This window comes from Mycobacterium paraffinicum (assembly GCF_025822865.1).
Lineage (GTDB): Bacteria > Actinomycetota > Actinomycetes > Mycobacteriales > Mycobacteriaceae > Mycobacterium > Mycobacterium paraffinicum.
Map to the genome: position 1 here is coordinate 13592 of NZ_JACKUR010000033.1, position 19145 is coordinate 32736.

A 19145-nucleotide genomic window follows, 5' to 3' on the forward strand; every position below is an offset into this window, starting at 1 on the left:
ACGTTAGAACTTGTAATAAGGCGCGAGGTCGTTGGCCCGCTGCAGGTCGGTGGACATGCAGTCGACCTCGGGATTGGAATAGACGGTCGAGTAGTAGAGCGCCTGCTGCAGCACGCCGTAACTGGTCTTGAACGCGACCATGCAGGAGTAATACCAGTAGCTGTTGTGATACGTCGGCTTGAGCACCCAGTACTGCGCGGCGCGGTGGCCGGCGATGGTGGTCTCGACGGCGTCGGGGGGCAGCGTCTCCTCGTAGGTGCGCCAGATGATGGGCTCGACGGCCACCTGGTAGTTGCCCGCGTCGAAGTGGCACCGCAGGCCGTCTTCGTGCTCGGGCGGTGTGAACGCCAGCCCGAGCCGCTGGATGACGTCGAACGGGATGTCCTCGCACGCATCGAACGGGCGCGGGTCGGTGGTCGCCACGATCGGGCTCTTCATCGTGGTTTCCATCGGCGCCGCGGTCGAGCGCAGCTCGACGCGCCCGCCCCCGGTGGGCCCCGGCGCGGCGCCCTGCCACCCGGCCGTGCCGGCGATGGCCGCGGCGACCACGGCACCGATCGCCCCGATCAGACGCACCTTGGCGAACACGACACCCCCTGACGGCTCCCTGGCCCTTGCCGGGAGTGTACAAGTCGCCTTGCGCACGGTCACCGATAAACAAGAACACGTTCCAATGCCGGCGAGCAAGGCGCGGCCCCAACCGGCCCCGCACCGCGGATCATTAGGCTGGTTAATCGTGGCTGGTCAAAATGCGGGGCACGAATCGACCAATGGGGGGCAACCGACGCTGTGGGCCGTCTCCGACCTGCACACCGGTCACCTGGGCAACAAGCCGGTCACCGAGTCGCTGCACCCGTCCTCGCCGGACGATTGGCTGATCGTCGCCGGTGACGTCGCCGAACGCACCGACGAGATCCGCTGGGCCCTCGACCTGCTGCGCCGGCGCTTCGCCAAGGTGATCTGGGTGCCCGGCAACCACGAGTTGTGGACCACGACGCGGGACCCGGTGCAGGTCTTCGGGCGGGCCCGCTACGAGTACCTGGTCCACATGTGCGACGAGATGGGCATCGTCACGCCCGAGCATCCCTTCCCGGTGTGGACCGAGCGCGGCGGCCCGGCCACGATCGTGCCGATGTTCCTGCTCTACGACTACAGCTTCTTGCCCGAGGGGGCGGCGAGCAAAGCCGAGGGCCTGACCATCGCGCGGGAGCGCAACGTGGTCGCCACCGACGAATTCCTGCTGTCGTCGGAGCCGTACCCCACCCGGGAAGCGTGGTGCCAGGAGCGGCTCGCCACCACGCGGACCCGCCTCGAGCAACTCGACTGGATGACGCCGACCGTCCTGGTGAACCATTTCCCGCTGGTCCGCGAGCCCTGCGACGCGCTGTTCTACCCGGAGTTCTCGCTGTGGTGCGGGACCACCAAGACCGCCGACTGGCACACCCGCTACAACGCGGTCTGTTCGGTCTACGGTCACCTGCACATTCCGCGCACCACCTGGTACGACGACGTGCGCTTCGAGGAAGTGTCGGTGGGATATCCGCGAGAGTGGCGGCGCCGCAAGCCGCACAGCTGGCTGCGCCAGGTGCTGCCCGACCCGCAATACGCCCCGGGCTACCTCAACGACTTCGGCGGCCACTTCGAGATCACTCCCGAGGTGCGGCAGCAGGCCGCGCAGTTCCGGGAACGGTTGCGGCAGCGGCAATCACGATGACGGACAAGCTGGTTTCCTCGGTGCTGCCCGACATGGGCGAGCTCGCTTATTCGGAGCTGTACTCCGACCCGCCCGACCTGGTTCCCCTGCCCGAGGAGGAGCCGCTGATCGCCAAGTCGGTTGCCAAGCGGCGCAACGAGTTCGTCACCGTCCGGCACTGCGCCCGGGTCGCGCTGGGCGAGCTCGGCCTGCCGCCGGTGCCGATCCTCAAGGGCGAGAAGGGCGAACCGTGCTGGCCCGACGGCGTGGTGGGCAGCCTCACCCACTGCACCGGCTATCGCGGCGCGGTCGTGGGCCGCACCGAAGCGGTGCGCTCGGTGGGCATCGACGCCGAGCCGCACGACGTGCTGCCGGACGGCGTGCTGAACGCGATCAGCCTGCCCGAGGAGCGACACGAGATGACGACGTTGCCCGCCGGCCTGCATTGGGACCGAATCCTGTTCTGCGCCAAGGAAGCAACGTACAAGGCCTGGTTCCCGTTGACCAAGCGCTGGCTGGGTTTCGAGGACGCCCACATCGTGTTCGACCTCGACCCGCCGGACGGGGAGACCACCGGGGTGTTCGTGTCCAAGATCCTGATCGACGGGCAGACCCTCGATGGCCCACCGCTGACCGCGCTGAGGGGCCGGTGGTCGGTCGAGCGGGGACTGGTGCTGACCGCCATCGTGCTATGAGCGCGGGGCCCGGTCCGGGATTGGTTGTCGTCGACAAGCCGGCCGGGATGACCAGCCACGACGTGGTGGGGCGCTGCCGCCGCATCTTCGCCACCCGCCGGGTGGGGCACGCCGGGACGCTGGATCCGATGGCCACCGGCGTGCTGGTGATCGGCGTCGACCGCGCCACCAAGATCCTCGGCCTCTTGACGGCTGCCGCCAAGTCGTACACCGCCACCATCCGGCTGGGCCAGACCACCTCCACCGAGGACGCCGAAGGGGAAGTGCTGCACAGCGTCTCGGCAGCGCACCTGACGCGCGAGGCGATCGCGGCCGCGGTCGCCGGCCTGCGCGGGGACATCCAGCAGGTGCCGTCGGCGGTCAGCGCGATCAAGGTGGACGGGCGGCGCGCCTATCGGCTGGTTCGCGAGGGCCAGACCGTCGAACTCGAGGCCCGGCCGGTACGCATCGACCGGTTCGAGGTGCTCGATGTGCGGCCCGAGGGCCAGTTCGTCGACGTGGACGTGGAGGTCGACTGCTCGTCGGGAACCTACGTTCGCGCGCTGGCCCGCGACGTCGGCGCCGCGCTCGGCGTGGGCGGGCACCTGACGGCGCTGCGGCGCACCCGGGTCGGCCGCTTCACCCTGCAGCAGGCCCGCTCGCTCGACGACCTGGCCGAGCGGCCCGGCCTGTCGTTGACCCTGGATGAGGCGTGCCTGCTGATCTTCCCGCGCCGCGACCTGACCACCGGGGAGGCCGAGGCGGCGGCGAACGGTCGAGCGCTCGCGCCTGCCGGCATCGACGGTGTTTACGCCGCCTGCGACGCCGCCGGCCGGGTGATCGCACTGCTGCGCGACGAGGACGCACGCACCAAATCGGTGGTTGTGATCAAACCCGCGACGCTGTAGCGGGCTTCGAGGGTCCCCATCGAGGGGCCGGCGGGGTTAAGTTGCACACTGGGGGCCTGGACGTTGGAAAGGGACAAAGATGTCTAACAAGGTTTACGTCGTCGGCGTCGGCATGACGAAGTTCGAGAAGCCGGGCCGCCGGGAAGGCTGGGACTATCCGGACATGGCGCGCGAGTCCGGGACGAACGCGCTGGCCGATGCGGGGATCGACTACCGCGAGGTGCAGCAGGGCTATGTCGGCTACGTCGCCGGCGATTCGACGTCCGGGCAGCGGGCGCTCTACGAGCTGGGCATGACCGGCATCCCGATCGTCAACGTCAACAACAACTGCTCGACCGGCTCGACCGCGCTGTTCCTGGCGGCCCAGGCGATCCGCGGTGGGATCGTCGACTGCGCCATCGCGCTCGGATTCGAGAAGATGCAACCCGGCCCGCTGAGCGGCGGCTTCGAGGACCGCGCATCGCCGATGGGCAAGCACGTCAAGGCGATGGCCGAGATCGACGAGTTCGCGATGCCCGTCGCGCCCTGGATGTTCGGCGCCGCCGGTCGCGAGCACATGCGCCAATACGGCAGCACCGCAGAGCATTTCGCCAAGATCGGCTACAAGAACCACAAGCACTCCGTCAACAACCCGTTCGCGCAGTTCCAGGAGTCCTACACGCTCGAGGACATCCTGGCGGCGCGGATGATCTCCGACCCCCTGACCAAGTTGCAGTGCTCGCCCACGTCCGACGGTTCCGGCGCGGCGATCCTGGCCTCGGAGGGCTTCGTCGACAGCCATGGGCTGGCCGGCCGGGCCGTGGAGATCGTCGGCCAGGCCATGACGACGGACTTCGCGTCGACGTTCGACGGGAGCGCCAAGAACCTGATCGGCTATGACATGAATGTGCAAGCGGCGCAACAGGTTTACGACCAGGCCGGGCTCGGCCCGGAGGACTTCCAGGTGATCGAGCTGCATGACTGCTTCTCGGCCAACGAGCTGCTGCTCTACGAGGCGCTCGGCCTGTGTGGCCCTGGCGAGGCGCCGAAGCTGATCGACAACGGCGACACCACCTACGGGGGACGCTGGGTGGTCAACCCGTCGGGCGGCCTGATCTCGAAGGGGCATCCGCTGGGTGCGACCGGGCTGGCGCAGTGCGCCGAGCTGACCTGGCAGCTGCGCGGCACCGCCGACAAGCGTCAGATCGACAACGTCAGCGCCGCACTGCAACACAACATCGGGCTGGGCGGCGCGGCCGTCGTCACCGCGTACCAGCGCGCCGAACGCTAGCCCTGAGCTAGCCCAATGGCGGCGACCCGCTTCGCCCGGCTTCGCCGCGCTCGCGATCGCCGCTAGCCCAATGGCGGCGACCCGCTTCGCCCGGCTTCGCCGCGCTCGCGATCGCCGCTAGCCCACCACCCAGACCGCCCGGGCCGCCGGGCTGCCCAGGTCGACCGTCGTCTCCGCGCCGTCGCCGGCCTCGATCGCCACCGAGATCATGCCGGCGAATTCCCGGCGGGTCAGCACCCGCAGTCGCGAATCGAGGTTGATGCCGACGTCGGCGAAATAGCGCAGCATCTCCGGGTCGGCGTCGGAGATCCGGGCCACCGTTCCGGTGTCGCCGTCGCCGCACGCCCACAGCTGGCGGGCCGGCGGCGTGGGCACCTGCCCGTCGGAGGCCGGAATCGGGTCCCCGTGCGGGTCGCGTTGCGGGAACCCGAGCTTGGCGTCGATGCGGGCCACCAGCCGATCCGACACCGCGTGTTCGAGCACCTCGGCCTCGTCGTGCACCTCGTCCCAGCCGTAGCCGAGCTCGTTGACCAGAAAGGTCTCCAGCAGCCGATGCCGGCGCACCATCGCCAGCGCCGCCCGCCGGCCCGCCTCGGTCAGGGTCACGGCGCCGTACTTCTCGTGATCGACCAGGCCCTGCTCGGCGAGTTTGCGGATCGACTCCGAGGCCGTGCTCGCGGAGACCCCGATCTTCTCGGCCAGCATCTTGGTGCTGACCTTCTCCCGGGACCACTCCTGGGCATTCCAGATGACCTTGAGATAGTCCTGGCCGACCGCGGTGAGACCGCCACGCTCTTCGTCAGCCCTCACACCGAGAAAGTTTAGGCAACCCAAGCCTGATCGTGTGCTCCTCGACACCCTCGCGCCGACGGATCTCCCGGCTGACCGCGGCGGGCCGTAGGCTTGCGGTCGTGCAGCGGTGGCGCGGCCAAGACGAGATTCCCACGGACTGGGGCAGATGCGTGCTCACCATCGGGGTGTTCGACGGCGTACACCGGGGCCACGCGGAGATAATCGCGCATGCCGTCAAGGCCGGGCGCGCCCGCAACGTGCCGACCGTGCTGATGACATTCGATCCGCACCCGATGGAGGTCGTCTACCCGGGCAGCCATCCCGCGCAGCTGACGACGCTGACCCGCCGCGCCGAACTCGTCGAGGAGCTGGGCATCGACGTCTTCCTGGTGATGCCGTTCACCAGCGACTTCATGAAACTCACGCCGGAGCGCTACGTCCACGAGCTGCTGGTGGAACACCTGCACGTGGTCGAGGTCGTGGTGGGGGAGAACTTCACCTTCGGCAAGAAGGCGGCCGGCAACGTCGAGACCCTGCGGCGCGCAGGTGAGCGATTCGGCTTCGCGGTCGAGTCGATGTCGCTGCTCAGCGAGCACCTGAGCAACGAGACCGTGACGTATTCGTCCACGTATATCCGGTCCTGCGTGGATGCCGGTGACGTGGTGGCGGCCATGGAGGCGCTGGGCCGTCCGCACCGCGTCGAGGGCGTCGTCGTCCGCGGCGAGGGGCGGGGCATGGAGCTGGGATTCCCGACCGCCAACGTGGCGCCGCCGATGTATTCGGCGATCCCGGCCGACGGCGTGTATGCCGCCTGGTTCACCCTGCTCGGGCACGGACCGGTGACCGGCACCGTCGTCCCGGGCGAGCGCTACCAGGCCGCGGTGTCGGTGGGCACGAACCCGACCTTCTCCGGGCGCACGCGCACGGTCGAGGCCTTCGTCCTGGACACCACCGCCGACCTCTACGGCCAGTACGTGGCGCTGGACTTCGTCGCCCGCATCCGCGGTCAGCGCAGGTTCGACTCGGTGCAGGAACTGATCGACGCGATGGGCAACGACACCGACCGGGCGCGCACGATGCTCTCGGCGCAGGACTGAATTGCCGCAGCTTCAGGAAGCAACGACGTCGTCGATCTGGTTGATCGCCGACGTGGAGCCCTCGACGACGCCCATGTCCAGCACTCGCTGAAGATCCTCGGCGGATCCGAAGGTGCACACGTAGATCGCGCGCGTGCCGCCGCCGTGCTCGGTGAAGGTGTAGGTGTTCTCCGCGACCGGCAGGTCGGGGTTCGGGTTGAAGTCCAGGTCGGCGAACCCGTCGAGAAACGAGAAGCTGTTCGGCTCGTCGACGGCGGTGATCTCCCAGTAGCTGGCGTACTTCTCGCCGTCCGGACCGGTCATGAAGTAGGTCGTGCGGCTTCCCGGCGTGAGGCTGTGGCTCACCACGGTCGCCGGATGCGACGGCGGCCCCCACACCTTCTCCAGCTGGCGCGGGTCGGCGTAGATCTGCCAGATGCGCTGCACCGGGGCGGCGAAGTCGGCGGTGATGGTCAGCGTCAGGGCCTCCGGGTCATGCTTGACGTCGGTGACGGGCATGTCAGTCCTCCTTGGTTGGGTCGGTCGAGATGAGTTCGTCGATGCGGGCGATGCGGCCCCGCCAAACCTGCTCCAGCTCGGTGAGCATGCCGGCGACCGACCGCACCGCCGCCACGTCACCGCTGGCCAACTGCTCGCGACCGTTTCGGCGTTTGGTGATCAGGCCGGCCTTCTCCAGCACGACCACGTGCTTCTGCACGGCCGCGAAGCTCATGTCGTATTTCAGGGCGAGCGAGGAAACCGAGTGTTCCCCGGCCAGCGTCCGGCGCATGATGTCGCGCCGGGTCCGGTCGGCAAGCGCGTGAAAGAGGGCGTCCACCCGGTCCTCTTCGTCAACGGTCACCCGGCAAACATACAACCAAATGGTTGTATGTTTGCCGGGTGCTGGGTGCTGACCTGCGATTTCGGTGGACATCGCAGCCGCTGATAGACTCACCCCCCATGGCGTGCGCTGCAGTCCGCGGTGGCCACGTACGAATTTTTCGCGGCACCGATCGATGGAGATGTTTTCGTGGCGCTGACAGCCGAGCAGAAAAAGGAAATCCTGGGCACCTACGGCCTGCATGACTCCGACACGGGCTCCCCGGAGGCGCAGGTCGCGCTGCTGACCAAGCGGATCGCCGACCTGACCGAACACCTGAAGATCCACAAGCACGATCACCACTCCCGGCGGGGCCTGCTCCTGCTGGTCGGGCGGCGCCGCAGGCTGCTCAAGTACGTCGCCCAGATCGACGTGGAGCGGTACCGCTCGCTGGTCGAGCGCCTGGGTCTGCGCCGCTGACCCGGGCCTGCTTTCGGGGCAAGTCCGCCCGTGTAGAGTGGGAGCGTTCTGGGCCGGTTCGGCCCGAGCGAACGGTGCGGCCACGCAGATCCGCGTGCGCCGTTCCAGCGTGTCATGACGGGAGCAGCCCAGTCTGTATCGGGCGGTCTTCGGTAGTGGCTGCCGGGCTTCTCTGGATCTGGGGCAGGTCGGCCGCTTCGATCGATGGCCGTAGCCGCATTCAGACTTTTTCCTCTCGTAGGAAGCTCTCGGGTTACTTACGCGTGACGACGCGAAATAGCTAAATACCCAGAGAGGCCGTACGGACACCTATGTCTGTCGCTGAAATTGAAGAAGGCGTGTTCGAGTCGACCGCCGTTATCGACAACGGGAGCTTCGGCACCCGCACCATCCGTTTTGAGACCGGCCGGCTGGCCCAGCAGGCCGCCGGCGCCGTCGTCGCCTACCTCGACGACGAGAACATGCTGTTGTCGGCGACCACCGCCAGCAAGAGCCCGAAGGAGCACTTCGACTTCTTCCCGTTGACCATCGACGTCGAGGAGCGGATGTATGCCGCCGGGCGGATCCCCGGCTCGTTCTTCCGCCGCGAGGGCCGGCCCTCCACCGACGCGATCCTGACCTGCCGCCTGATCGACCGGCCGCTGCGCCCGTCGTTCGTCTCCGGACTGCGCAACGAGATCCAGGTGGTCGTGACGATCCTGAGCCTGGACCCCAACGACCTGTACGACGTGGTGGCGATCAACGCCGCCTCGGCGTCCACCCAGATCTCCGGCCTGCCGTTCTCCGGTCCGGTCGGCGGCGTGCGCGTCGCCCTGATCGACGGCACCTGGGTCGCCTTCCCCACCGTCGAGCAGCTCGAGCGGGCGGTGTTCGACATGGTGGTGGCGGGCCGCAAGGTCGACGGTGACGTCGCCATCATGATGGTCGAGGCCGAGGCCACCGAGAACGTCATCGAGCTCGTCGAGGGCGGCGCCCAGGCGCCGACGGAAACCGTGGTGGCCGAAGGCCTGGAGGCGGCCAAGCCGTTCATCGCGGTGCTGTGCACCGCGCAGGAGGAGCTGGCGGGGGCGGCGGCCAAGCCGACCGGCGAGTACCCGGTCTTCCCCGAGTACGGCGAGGACGTCTACTACTCGGTTGCCTCGGTGGCCACCGACGAGCTGGCCAAGGCGCTGACCATCGGCGGCAAGGCCGAGCGCGACCAGCGCACCGACGAGCTGAAGGCCGAGGTGCTGCAGCGGCTCTCCGAGACCTACGAGGGCCGGGAGAAGGAGGTCGGCGCCGCGTTCCGCTCGCTGACCAAGAAGCTGGTCCGGCAGCGCATCCTGACCGACCACTTCCGCATCGACGGCCGGGGCATCACCGACATCCGCGCGCTGTCGGCCGAGGTCGCCGTGGTGCCGCGGGCGCACGGCAGCGCGCTGTTCGAGCGCGGCGAAACCCAGATCCTGGGCGTGACCACGCTGGACATGGTCAAGATGGCCCAGCAGATCGACTCGCTGGGACCGGAAACCTCCAAGCGCTACATGCACCACTACAACTTCCCGCCGTTCTCCACCGGCGAGACCGGCCGCGTGGGTTCGCCCAAGCGGCGCGAGATCGGGCACGGTGCGCTCGCCGAGCGGGCCCTGATCCCGGTGCTGCCCAGCGTCGAGGAGTTCCCGTACGCCATCCGCCAGGTGTCCGAAGCGCTGGGCTCCAACGGCTCGACGTCGATGGGATCCGTCTGCGCGTCCACGCTGGCGCTGCTCAACGCGGGTGTGCCGCTCAAGGCGCCGGTCGCCGGCATCGCGATGGGGCTGGTCTCCGACGACGTCGAGATCGACGGCAAGAACGAGCGTCGCTTCGTCACGCTGACCGACATCCTCGGCGCCGAGGACGCGTTCGGCGACATGGACTTCAAGTGCGCGGGCACCAAGGACTACGTCACCGCCCTGCAGCTGGACACCAAGCTGGACGGGATCCCCTCCCAGGTGCTGGCGGGCGCGCTGTCCCAGGCCAAGGATGCACGCCTGACCATCCTCGAGGTCATGGCCGAGGCCATCGACGCGCCCGACGAGATGAGCCCCTACGCGCCGCGGGTGACCACCATCAAGGTCCCGGTGGACAAGATCGGCGAGGTCATCGGGCCCAAGGGCAAGGTCATCAACGCCATCACCGAGGAGACCGGCGCGCAGATCTCCATCGAGGATGACGGCACGGTGTTCGTCGGTGCCACCGACGGGCCCTCGGCGCAGGCCGCGATCGACCGGATCAACGCCATCGCCAACCCGCAGCTGCCGACCGTGGGCGAGCGGTTCCTCGGAACCGTGGTCAAGACAACCGATTTCGGCGCGTTCGTGTCGCTGCTGCCGGGACGCGACGGCCTGGTCCACATCTCCAAGCTGGGCCGGGGCAAGCGCATCGCGAAGGTCGAGGACGTCGTGAACGTCGGCGACAAACTGCGGGTCGAGATCGCCGACATCGACAAGCGCGGCAAGATCTCCCTCGTCCTGGTCGAGGAGGACAGCGCTGCCCCAGCCGATGCTCCGGCGGCCGCCCCTGCCGATGCCGCGACCGCCAGCAACTGACGAACCCCGGCCGCGCCCGACTCGTGCGGGCGCCCTGCGCCGGGGTAAGCAGATCGCCGAGGCGGAACCGGACCGCCAATCCGCACTGCGCCGCAGCACGCTTCCGGGCGGTCTGCGGGTAGTCACCGAGTACCTGCCGTCGGTGCGTTCGGCGTCCGTCGGGGTCTGGGTCGGCGTCGGATCGCGCGACGAGGGCGCCACCGTGGCGGGGGCGGCGCACTTCCTCGAGCATCTGCTGTTCAAGTCGACCCCCACCCGGAGCGCCGTGGACATCGCGCAGGCGATGGACGCGGTCGGCGGGGAGCTGAACGCGTTCACCGCCAAGGAGCACACCTGCTACTACGCGCACGTGCTGGACAGCGACCTGGAGCTGGCCGTCGACCTGGTGGCCGATGTGGTGCTCAACGGCCGCTGCGCGACGGAAGACGTCGAGCTGGAACGCGACGTGGTGCTCGAAGAGATCGCGATGCGCGACGACGATCCCGAGGACGCGCTGGGGGACATGTTCCTGGGGGCGATGTTCGGTGACCACCCGGTTGGCCGGCCGGTGATCGGCACCGCGCAGTCGGTGTCGTCGATGACCCGGACCCAGCTGCACTCCTTTCATGTCCGGCGCTACACGCCGGACCGCATGGTGGTCGCCGTGGCCGGCAATGTCGACCACGACGAGGTGGTGGCGCTGGTGCGTGAGCACTTCGGGCCGCACCTGGTGCGCGGGCGCAGGCCCATCGCCCCGCGCAAGGGCGCCGGACGGGTGACCGGCCGGCCCGGCTTGATGTTGGGCAATCGGGACGCCGAGCAGACCCACGTCGCGCTGGGCGTGCGCGCCCCGGGACGTAGCTGGCCCCATCGCTGGGCGCTGTCGGTACTGCACACCGCGCTGGGTGGGGGGCTGAGTTCCCGCCTGTTCCAAGAGGTTCGCGAGTTGCGCGGGCTGGCCTACTCGGTCTACTCGACGGTGGACATCTTTGCTGACAGCGGCGCGCTATCGGTGTATGCCGCCTGCCAGCCCGAGCGGTTCGCCGAGGTGATGCAGGTGACCAACGAGGTCCTCGAGTCGGTGGCCCGCGACGGCATCACCGAGGCCGAGTGCCGCATCGCCAAGGGGTCGTTGCGCGGCGGCCTCGTCCTCGGCCTGGAGGATTCCAGCTCCCGGATGAGCCGGCTGGGCCGCAACGAGCTGAACTATGGCCACCACCGCAGCATCGAGCACACCTTGCGGAAGATCGACCAAGTGAGCGTCGAGGAGGTCAACGCGGTTGCCCACCGGCTGCTGAGCCAGCCCTACGGGGCCGCCGTCCTGGGTCCGTATGCCTCCAAACGGTCACTGCCCCAACAACTTCGGGCGATGGTAAATTAGCCCCGTGGTACTGGGCTTTTGGGACATCATGGTGCCCATCGTGGGTGCGCCGATGGCCGGCGGACCGGGCACGCCCGAGCTGGCGGCGGCGGTGTCCAACGCGGGCGGGCTCGGCTTCGTCCCGGGCGGCCACCGGAGTGCGGAGCGCTTCGCCGAGGACATCGCCGCCGCGCGCAAGGCCACCACCGGGCCGCTGGGCGTCAACCTGTTCGTTCCCCAACCCAGCGTCGCCGACTGGATGGCGCTGGATTACTACGCCGAAGAACTCGAGGAGATCGCGGACTACTACCAGGTCGAGGTCGGCCACCCGCACTACGGTGACGACGACGACTGGGAGCGCAAGCTCGAGGTGGTCGCCGACGTGCGGCCCGAACTGGTGTCGTTCACCTTCGGTGTCCCGCCGCCCGACGTCATCCGGCGGCTGGGGGCGTTGGGCCTGCTGGTGATGGTCACGGTGACGTCGGCGTACGAGGCCGGGATTGCCGTCGCCGCCGGCGCGGACAGCCTCATCGTCCAGGGGCCGGACGCGGGCGGGCACCGGGGCACGTTCGCGCCCGACATGGAGCCCGGTAACGAATCGCTGCACCACCTGATCGACCGCATCCGCCACGCGCACGAGGTGCCCGTCGTCGCGGCGGGCGGGCTGGGCACCGCCCGGGACGTCGCCGCCGTGCTGCACCGCGGCGCGGTGGCCGCCCAGATCGGCACCGCGCTGCTGCTCAGCGACGAAGCGGGCACCAGCACCGCGCACCGCACCGCCCTGAAGAATCCGGTCTTCGGCACCACCGTCGTCACCCGGGCCTTCTCGGGCCGGTATGCGCGCGGCCTGGAGAACAACTTCACCCGCCTGCTCGACAACGTCGCGCCGCTGGGCTACCCGGAGGTCAACCAGATGACCTCCCCGATCCGCGAGGCGGCGGCCGCCATGGAGGACCCGAACGGGATACCGCTGTGGGCCGGAACGTCGTTCAAGGAGGCCCAGCCGGGCCCGGCGGCCGACATCATCGCCAGCCTGGTGGAAGCCGACTAGGCCAGGACGCTCGCCGGATCGGTGAACGGCAGCCCCAAATCGATGGCCACCCGTTCGGACAGCAGCCCGCCGTCGTGCGTCGAAAGTCCCTTCGCCAGAGCGGGATCCGACCGGCACGCAGCCTGCCAGCCGCGGTCGGCCAGTTCCAGCACGTAGGGCATCGTCGCGTTGGTCAGCGCCACGGTCGACGTCTTGGGCACCGCGCTGGGCATGTTCGCCACGCAGTAGAACTGCGTGTCGTGCACGGCGAACGTCGGGTCATCGTGCGTGGTCGGCCGGGAATCCGCGAAGCAGCCGCCCTGGTCGATGGAGATGTCCACCAGTACCGCACCCGGCTTCATCTGCGCGACAAGCGAATTCGAGACCAGTTCCGGCGCCTTGGCGCCCGGCAGCAGCACCGCCCCGATCAGCAGGTCGGCCCGCGTGACCGTGCCCTCCAGCTCGTACGCCGACGAGTAACGCGTGCGGACCTGTCCACCGAACTCCGCGTCAAGCAGCCGCAGCTTGCTGATGTTGAGGTCGAGCACCGTCACGCTCGCGCCCATGCCGTTGGCGACCCGCGCGGCGTTGTAACCGGCCGTGCCGGCGCCGATCACCACGACGTCGGCGGGTTTGACGCCCGGGACCCCGCCCATCAGCACACCGCGCCCGCCGTGGGACCGCATCAGATGGTAGGAGCCGACCTGCGCCGAGAGCCGACCGGCGACCTCGCTCATCGGGGCCAGCAACGGCAGGCTGCCGTCGGCGGCCTGCACGGTCTCATAGGCGATCGACGTTGTGCGGGAAGCCAATAACGCATCGGTGCAGGAGCGGGAGGCGGCCAAGTGCAGATAGGTGAACAGCACCTGATGCTGCCGCAGCAGGCCGTATTCGGCCGGAATCGGTTCCTTGACCTTGAGCAGCAGGGCGGCGTCGGCCCACACCTGTTCGGCCGAATCGGCCAGTTGGGCCCCCGCCGCCTTGAACTCCTCGTCGGGAATCGACGAGCCCTCCCCGGCGCCGGCCTGGACGAGCACGTCGTGGCCGCGACGGGTCAGTTCGGCGACGCCCGCGGGGGTGATGGCCACCCTGAACTCGTTGGCCTTGGTCTCGGTCGGTACGCCGACTCGCATGGTTGCCCCTTGCTTTGGGAGGTTCGCCCTTCAGTGTGGAGAAAGTTCGGATGGGCCGCAATCGAGGTGAAACCGCGGGAGCGCTGGCTATGATCGGCCCATGACTGACCCCTGCGTGTCGGACACCGTGCAGGTCGACGCCCACCCGGACGTGGTGTACCGGCTGATCACCGACCTGCCCACGCTGGCCTCGTTCGCAGAGGAGGCGGTGGCGATGGAGTGGCGCAAGGGCGATTCGGCGCGCCCCGGGGCGGTGTTCACGGGTCACAACGAAAGCAGCAAACGGCGCTGGAGCACCAAGTGCACGGTCACCGACGCGGAACCGGGCCGCCTGTTCGCGTTCGATGTGCGGCACTCCGCGCTTCCGATCGCGCGCTGGCAATACGACATCGTCGCGGCCGATGGTGGCTGCCGGGTCACCGAAAGCACCTGGGATCGCAGGCCCGGCTGGTTTCGCAAGATCGCCGGCAAGGCCACCGGTGTCCCAGACCGCTTGGCCGCCAACGCCGAACACATCCGGCTCACCTTGCAGCGCCTCAAGCAGCGCGCCGAGTCCGAGTAGCCGGCGACCATGCGACGCGATCCCGCCGTAGCCGTCGTCGGAGCCGGCATGTCGGGCATGTGCATCGCAATCGCGTTGCTGCGCAGTGGGATAACCGACGTGACTCTCTACGAGAAGGCCGACGAGGTCGGCGGGACCTGGCGCGAGAACACCTACCCCGGTCTGGTCTGTGACATCCCTTCGCGGGTCTACCAGTACACGTTCGCCCGAAACCCCAACTGGTCGCACCTGTTCTCGCCCGGCCGCGAAATCCAGGCGTATTTCCGCGACGTCGCGGACCGCTTCGGGTTGCACGACCGCATCCGGTTCAGCACCGAGATCTCCGATGCGCGCTTCGAGGGCGGCCGCTGGCGGCTGCGCACGGATGCCGGGGAGGAATCGAGCGTCGACTTCCTGATCTGTGCGACCGGCGTGCTCCATCACCCCCGCCTACCGTCGATTCCCGGTCTGCAGGACTTCGGCGGGCGGGTGTTTCATTCGGCGCGGTGGGATCATTCCGTCGAATTGCGCGGTCGCCGGATCGCGATCATCGGCAACGGGTCGACGGGCGTGCAGCTCGTCTGCGGCCTGACCGGCGTGGCCGGCCGGGTCATGCTGTTCCAGCGCACCGCGCAGTGGGTGCTTCGGCTGCCCAACCCCCGCTACAGCAGGTTCACCAACATCACCCACAACAGGTTCGGCTGGCTCGACCGGATGGCCTACCGCTGCTACAGCTTCGGCTTCGATCTGTTCGCCGCCGGCCTCACCAAGCCGGGCCTGCGCCGAAAGATCATGGGGGCGTTGTGCCGCGCCAGCCTGCGCGAGGTCCGCGACCCCGAGCTGCGCCGCGCCCTGACCCCCGACTACACGCCGATGTGCAAACGGCTCGTGATGTCCAATGGCTTCTACCGCGCCATCCAGCGCGACGACGTCGAACTGGTCACCGCCGCTATCGACCACGTGGAACGGCGCGGCATCGTGACCGGCGACGGCGTCCTGCACGAGGCGGACATCATCGTGCTCGCCACCGGATTCGACACCCACGCGTTCTTCCGGCCGATGCGGCTGATCGGTCGCGACGGCATCGCCGCCGACGACGTGTGGCGTGACGGTCCGCGGGCCTACCAGACCGTGGCGCTGCCGGGCTTCCCCAACTTCTTCATGATGCTGGGTCCGCACAGCCCGGTCGGCAACCTCGCGCTCACCACCGTCGCCGAATCGCAGGCCGACCACATACTGCGATGGATTCAGCGTTGGCGGCGCGGCGAATTCGACACGGTGGAGCCGACTTGGCCGGCGACCGAGAACTTCAACGCCAAGCTGCGCGCCGCGATGCCGAACACGGTGTGGACCACCGGTTGCCAGAGTTGGTACCTGAACAAGGACGGGGTGCCCGAGGTGTGGCCCTTCACGCCGGGCGAGCATCGCGCCATGCTGGCGAACACCGATCTCGGAGAGTACGACTTGCGCCGACACGTCACCGCCGGCTGAGCCGGTAGCCCAGATGGGCGACCTTGATGCCGGGCACGGGCTCCCAGTCCAGGGTGCGTCCGTCGGCGCGAAAGTCGTTCTTCTCGTAGAACGTTCGCGCTTGGGTGTTGCGTTCCGCGCACCACAGGACCACGTCAACCGACGGGCTTTCGGCCAGGGCGGTGGCGAGCAGGCGCTCGCCGACACCGCGCCGTTGGCATTCCGCCGCGATGTACAGCGAGTCGAGTTCGACCTGCTCGGGATTCGCCGGGTCCGGTCCGAAGATGGTCATTCCGATTGTCCGGGAACCTGATTCGGCGACCCACATGCTCCAGTTGCGGCGCTGCAGGATTCGCGGGTACGCCAGCACCGCCCAGCGCCGCGGCGATCCGAGGACGTCGAGGGTGGCGTCCGGCAGGATGCCGGTCCAGGACTGCCGCCAGACCGGATAGTGCATCTCGGCGACGTTCGCGAGATCGGCCGTTCCCGCCTGGCGGATCGTGATGCCGCCCGTCGTCACGGGCGGGATGGCTCCAGGTAGGCGGCCAGCGCGTTGGTCAGACCCCGCCGCGCCATGTCCAGGTCGGCGTACGACCCGAGTTGGCGCTCGGACACCAGCCCGCGCATCGCGCCGGGGATCAGGGCGGCCACCTCGCGCACCCGGTCCGGGTCGACGTCCAGACCGGCGAAGGCGTTCTGGCAGGTCTCCAGCCAGCTCTTGCCCCACGAGAACAGCTCGGCGGCGGTGCGCGGGAACAGCCGCTCGAGCTCGTCGGGGTCGCGGGGCAGCGCCGCGCGGAGGTTCTCGATCGCGCGCGAATCCGGCGACGCCAACCCGGTGTAGAGGGTGTCGATGATGGCGCCGACCCGCTCGCGCAGGGGCGCGTCCGGTGAGATCGGCGTTGACAGGGTCGAGAAGGTTGCGGCGCGTCGCTCGGCGGTGCGGTGCAGCACCGCCGCCCAGAACCCGTCGGTGTCGCCGAACTGGTACTGCACGGCGCCCCAGGTCGCGCCGATCTCCTTGGCGATGCGATTGGCCGACACCGAGCCGGGGTCGCCGGAGGCCAACGACTTGAGCGCGGCTTCGAGCATGCTCTCGCGCGTCGCGTTGCCACGCCGGTTGGGGCGCCGGTTCGCGGTTCCGGCGCCGCTCACCTGCCGAGTCATCTGCCGAGCGTATCGCACGCCCAGGGTTTCATAGAGGGTACTTTGATTTTGTGGGGGAGCGGCCTATCATTCGTTCTCAAGGAGGGATCCCGCATGGCTAAGCCGCCGTTGTCGATGCAACCAACCGGCTGGTTCCAGGTCGCCTGGTCCGACGAGATCGGGGTGGGCGACGTGCACAAGATGAAGTACTTCGGCCAGGAGATGGTCGCGTGGCGGGCCGAGTCCGGCCGGCTCACCGTGATGAACGCCTACTGCGAACACCTCGGCGCTCATCTGGGGTACGGCGGCAAAGTCGTCGGCGAGGTGCTGCAGTGCCCGTTCCACGGCTGGCAGTGGAGTCAGGAGGGCCGCAACGTCTGCATTCCCTACCAGGATCGGCCCAACCGCGGGCGGCGCATCCGCACCTACCCCGTGGTGGAACGCAACGCTTCGGTCTACATCTGGCACGACGTCGAGCGCCGCGAGCCGTACTTCGACGCGCCGGATGTATTCGGCACGTTCCGCGACGGCAGCGGCGCGGACGACTATTACCCGCAGCAGCGGTTGTACCGGCCGGCCCTGGAGCTCCATCCGCAGTACGTGCTTGAAAACGGTGTCGACTTCGCACATTTCAAGTTCGTGCACAGCACGCCGATCGTGCCGGTGTTCACCCGCCACGACTTCGCCGACCCGGTGTCGTTCGTCGACTTCACCATCACCTTCGAGGGTGACGACGGGCAGAAGATCGAGGACGTCAACAGCGGCGTCGAGGCCATCAACGGCGGTCTGGGCATTGCGGTGACCAAGAGCTGGGGGATGATCGACAATCGCACCATCTCCGCGGTCACCCCGGTAGACGAGTTCACCTCCGACGTCCGCTTCATGGTCTACATCGGCCGCACCCCGGGCAAAGACCCGGCCCGCGCGGAGCTCAGGGCGACCGAGTTCGGCCGTGAAGTGATCCGGCAGTTCGAGCAGGACATCGAGATCTGGCAGCACCAGCGCTACTCCGATCCGCCGGCGCTGGCCACCGACGAGTACGAGGGCTTCACCGCAATCCGCAAGTGGGCCAAGCAGTTCTACCCCGAGGCATTCGCAACGCAGAAAGGCTCAACGGAATGAGTACAGCACCGGTCCGCGTCTTCCAAGTGGCCACCGGAAATGTCGGCTCGGAGATGATCAAGCGGATCGCCACCCAGCCCGACCTCGAACTCGTTGGCGTGCACTGCTATTCGCCGGACAAGATCGGGCGTGATGCCGGCGAGCTCGTGGGCATTGAGCCCAACGGGGTAAAGGCCACCGGCTCCCTCGAGGAGATCATCGCCGCCAAGCCCGACGTGCTCACCTTCCACGGCGTGTTTCCCGACGAGGACCTCTATGTCAAAGTGCTTGAGGCCGGCATCAACATCGTCACCACCGCCGACTGGATCACCGGCTGGCACCGCGACAAGAACCATCCGCACCCGTCGGGCAAGCCGGTGAGCCGGCTGCTCGCCGAGGCCTGCGAAAAGGGTGGCGCGACGTTCTACGGGACCGGGATGAACCCGGGCCTGAACCAGGTACTGGGCGTGGTGTGTTCGGCCGACGTCGCCGACATCGAGAACGTCACCACCATCGAGTCCGTGGACGTGTCCTGCCACCACTCCAAGGACACCTGGATCGAGGTGGGCTACGGCCAGCCGGTGGACGATCCGGAGATCCCGTCCAAGCTGGAGAAGTACACCCGCGTCTTCGCCGACAGCGTGTTGATGATGGCCGACTGCTTCGATCTGACCCTCGACGAGGTGAAGTTCAGCTACGAGCTGGGCGCCTGCACCAAGGATGTCGACCTGGGCTGGTACACCCTGCCCAAGGGGTCGCTGGGCGGCAACTACATCAAGTACCAGGGCTTGGTGGACGGGGTTCCCCGGGTCGAGACGCACCTGGAGTGGCAGATGACGCCGCACACCGATCCGAGCTGGAACATCAAGGGCTGCTACATCACCCAGATCAAGGGCGACCCGTGCATCTACAACAAGCACATGATCTTCCCCAAGCCCGGTGTGGACCTGTCCAATCCGGACAACTTCGCCTCCATCGGGATGACCGTCACCGGCATGCCAGCGCTGGCCTCGATCAAATCGGTCGTGGCGGCCCCGCCCGGGCTCATCACCAGCGCGGACCTGCCGCTGCGCGGGTTCGCCGGTCGGTTCAAGGTGTAGGCGCC

At 68.3% G+C, this 19145-nt stretch carries 20 protein-coding genes; 13 read left to right on the forward strand and 7 right to left on the reverse strand.

The window, feature by feature from the left end; translation table 11 throughout:
* Positions 1–3: 3 nt before the first annotated feature.
* On the reverse strand, positions 4–588 hold the full coding sequence (locus tag H7J89_RS22655) for a DUF3558 domain-containing protein (RefSeq protein WP_264046929.1): 585 nt from the start codon (positions 586–588) through the stop codon (positions 4–6).
* Between the two features lie 199 nt (positions 589–787).
* Here H7J89_RS22655 and pptH point away from each other — a divergent pair, with 199 nt between their 5' ends.
* The 4 genes from pptH (at position 788) to H7J89_RS22675 (ending at position 4545) form a co-directional block, all read left to right on the forward strand.
* Complete coding sequence (gene pptH / locus H7J89_RS22660; protein ID WP_276042494.1) at positions 788–1714, forward strand: ACP phosphodiesterase PptH; 927 nt, start codon at positions 788–790, stop codon at positions 1712–1714.
* On the forward strand, positions 1711–2388 hold the full coding sequence (pptT, locus tag H7J89_RS22665) for a 4'-phosphopantetheinyl transferase PptT (RefSeq protein ID WP_067199535.1): 678 nt from the start codon (positions 1711–1713) through the stop codon (positions 2386–2388). The genes pptH and pptT overlap by 4 nt, the downstream gene beginning before the upstream one ends.
* On the forward strand, positions 2385–3275 hold the full coding sequence (gene truB / locus H7J89_RS22670; protein ID WP_264046934.1) for a tRNA pseudouridine(55) synthase TruB: 891 nt from the start codon (positions 2385–2387) through the stop codon (positions 3273–3275). The genes pptT and truB overlap by 4 nt, the downstream gene beginning before the upstream one ends.
* A gap of 79 nt (positions 3276–3354) precedes the next feature.
* Positions 3355–4545, forward strand: coding sequence for a lipid-transfer protein (locus H7J89_RS22675; protein WP_264046936.1), 1191 nt, complete (start codon positions 3355–3357; stop codon positions 4543–4545).
* Between the two features lie 117 nt (positions 4546–4662).
* On the opposite strand, the gene mntR is transcribed toward H7J89_RS22675, so the two are convergent.
* Positions 4663–5355: a manganese-binding transcriptional regulator MntR gene (mntR, locus tag H7J89_RS22680; protein WP_067199512.1), complete on the reverse strand. Its 693-nt coding sequence runs from the start codon at positions 5353–5355 to the stop codon at positions 4663–4665.
* A gap of 101 nt (positions 5356–5456) precedes the next feature.
* Between mntR and H7J89_RS22685 the strand changes: the two genes are divergently transcribed.
* Positions 5457–6434 carry a bifunctional riboflavin kinase/FAD synthetase gene (locus H7J89_RS22685; protein WP_264046939.1) on the forward strand — a complete coding sequence of 326 codons (978 nt, stop codon included), beginning with the start codon at positions 5457–5459 and terminating at the stop codon, positions 6432–6434.
* Between the two features lie 12 nt (positions 6435–6446).
* Here the strand turns inward: H7J89_RS22685 and H7J89_RS22690 are convergent, their stop codons facing one another.
* Together H7J89_RS22690 and H7J89_RS22695 are read right to left on the reverse strand one after the other, a co-directional pair.
* Positions 6447–6932, reverse strand: coding sequence for an SRPBCC family protein (locus H7J89_RS22690; protein WP_264046942.1), 486 nt, complete (start codon positions 6930–6932; stop codon positions 6447–6449).
* A 1-nt stretch (position 6933) separates the two neighbouring features.
* Positions 6934–7275 carry an ArsR/SmtB family transcription factor gene (locus H7J89_RS22695; protein ID WP_264046944.1) on the reverse strand — a complete coding sequence of 114 codons (342 nt, stop codon included), beginning with the start codon at positions 7273–7275 and terminating at the stop codon, positions 6934–6936.
* Between the two features lie 168 nt (positions 7276–7443).
* Between H7J89_RS22695 and rpsO the strand changes: the two genes are divergently transcribed.
* The 4 genes from rpsO (at position 7444) to H7J89_RS22715 (ending at position 12670) form a co-directional block, all read left to right on the forward strand.
* A complete protein-coding gene (rpsO, locus tag H7J89_RS22700) occupies positions 7444–7713 on the forward strand; it encodes a 30S ribosomal protein S15 (RefSeq protein ID WP_264046946.1) in 270 nt (89 codons plus the stop codon).
* Positions 7714–8024: 311 nt separating this feature from the next.
* Positions 8025–10280, forward strand: coding sequence for a polyribonucleotide nucleotidyltransferase (locus H7J89_RS22705; RefSeq protein ID WP_264046950.1), 2256 nt, complete (start codon positions 8025–8027; stop codon positions 10278–10280).
* Positions 10258–11640 (forward strand): M16 family metallopeptidase, encoded by a 1383-nt coding sequence (locus H7J89_RS22710; RefSeq protein ID WP_264046952.1) that lies wholly within the window; start codon positions 10258–10260, stop codon positions 11638–11640. Before H7J89_RS22705 ends, H7J89_RS22710 begins: the two co-directional genes overlap by 23 nt.
* A 4-nt stretch (positions 11641–11644) precedes the next feature.
* Positions 11645–12670: a nitronate monooxygenase gene (locus H7J89_RS22715; protein ID WP_264046954.1), complete on the forward strand. Its 1026-nt coding sequence runs from the start codon at positions 11645–11647 to the stop codon at positions 12668–12670.
* Here H7J89_RS22715 and ald read toward each other — a convergent pair.
* The gene (ald, locus tag H7J89_RS22720) at positions 12667–13782 is read right to left on the reverse strand and encodes an alanine dehydrogenase (RefSeq protein ID WP_264046956.1); all 1116 of its coding nucleotides are present in this window, start codon (positions 13780–13782) and stop codon (positions 12667–12669) included. The genes H7J89_RS22715 and ald overlap by 4 nt on opposite strands.
* A 100-nt stretch (positions 13783–13882) precedes the next feature.
* On the opposite strand from ald, the gene H7J89_RS22725 reads away from it, so the two are divergent.
* Both H7J89_RS22725 and H7J89_RS22730 read left to right on the forward strand, forming a co-directional pair.
* Positions 13883–14344 carry an SRPBCC family protein gene (locus H7J89_RS22725; protein ID WP_264046958.1) on the forward strand — a complete coding sequence of 154 codons (462 nt, stop codon included), beginning with the start codon at positions 13883–13885 and terminating at the stop codon, positions 14342–14344.
* Between the two features lie 9 nt (positions 14345–14353).
* Positions 14354–15814 carry a flavin-containing monooxygenase gene (locus H7J89_RS22730; RefSeq protein WP_264046959.1) on the forward strand — a complete coding sequence of 487 codons (1461 nt, stop codon included), beginning with the start codon at positions 14354–14356 and terminating at the stop codon, positions 15812–15814.
* On the opposite strand, the gene H7J89_RS22735 is transcribed toward H7J89_RS22730, so the two are convergent.
* Together H7J89_RS22735 and H7J89_RS22740 are read right to left on the reverse strand one after the other, a co-directional pair.
* Complete coding sequence (locus tag H7J89_RS22735) at positions 15801–16313, reverse strand: GNAT family N-acetyltransferase (protein WP_264046961.1); 513 nt, start codon at positions 16311–16313, stop codon at positions 15801–15803. The two genes, H7J89_RS22730 and H7J89_RS22735, sit on opposite strands and share 14 nt — an antisense overlap.
* Complete coding sequence (locus tag H7J89_RS22740; RefSeq protein WP_372513825.1) at positions 16310–16885, reverse strand: TetR/AcrR family transcriptional regulator; 576 nt, start codon at positions 16883–16885, stop codon at positions 16310–16312. The genes H7J89_RS22735 and H7J89_RS22740 overlap by 4 nt, the downstream gene beginning before the upstream one ends.
* A 168-nt stretch (positions 16886–17053) precedes the next feature.
* On the opposite strand from H7J89_RS22740, the gene H7J89_RS22745 reads away from it, so the two are divergent.
* Positions 17054–18061 (forward strand): aromatic ring-hydroxylating dioxygenase subunit alpha, encoded by a 1008-nt coding sequence (locus H7J89_RS22745; protein ID WP_264046966.1) that lies wholly within the window; start codon positions 17054–17056, stop codon positions 18059–18061.
* Positions 18058–19140 carry an NAD(P)H-dependent amine dehydrogenase family protein gene (locus H7J89_RS22750; protein WP_264046968.1) on the forward strand — a complete coding sequence of 361 codons (1083 nt, stop codon included), beginning with the start codon at positions 18058–18060 and terminating at the stop codon, positions 19138–19140. Before H7J89_RS22745 ends, H7J89_RS22750 begins: the two co-directional genes overlap by 4 nt.
* Positions 19141–19145: the final 5 nt, after the last annotated feature.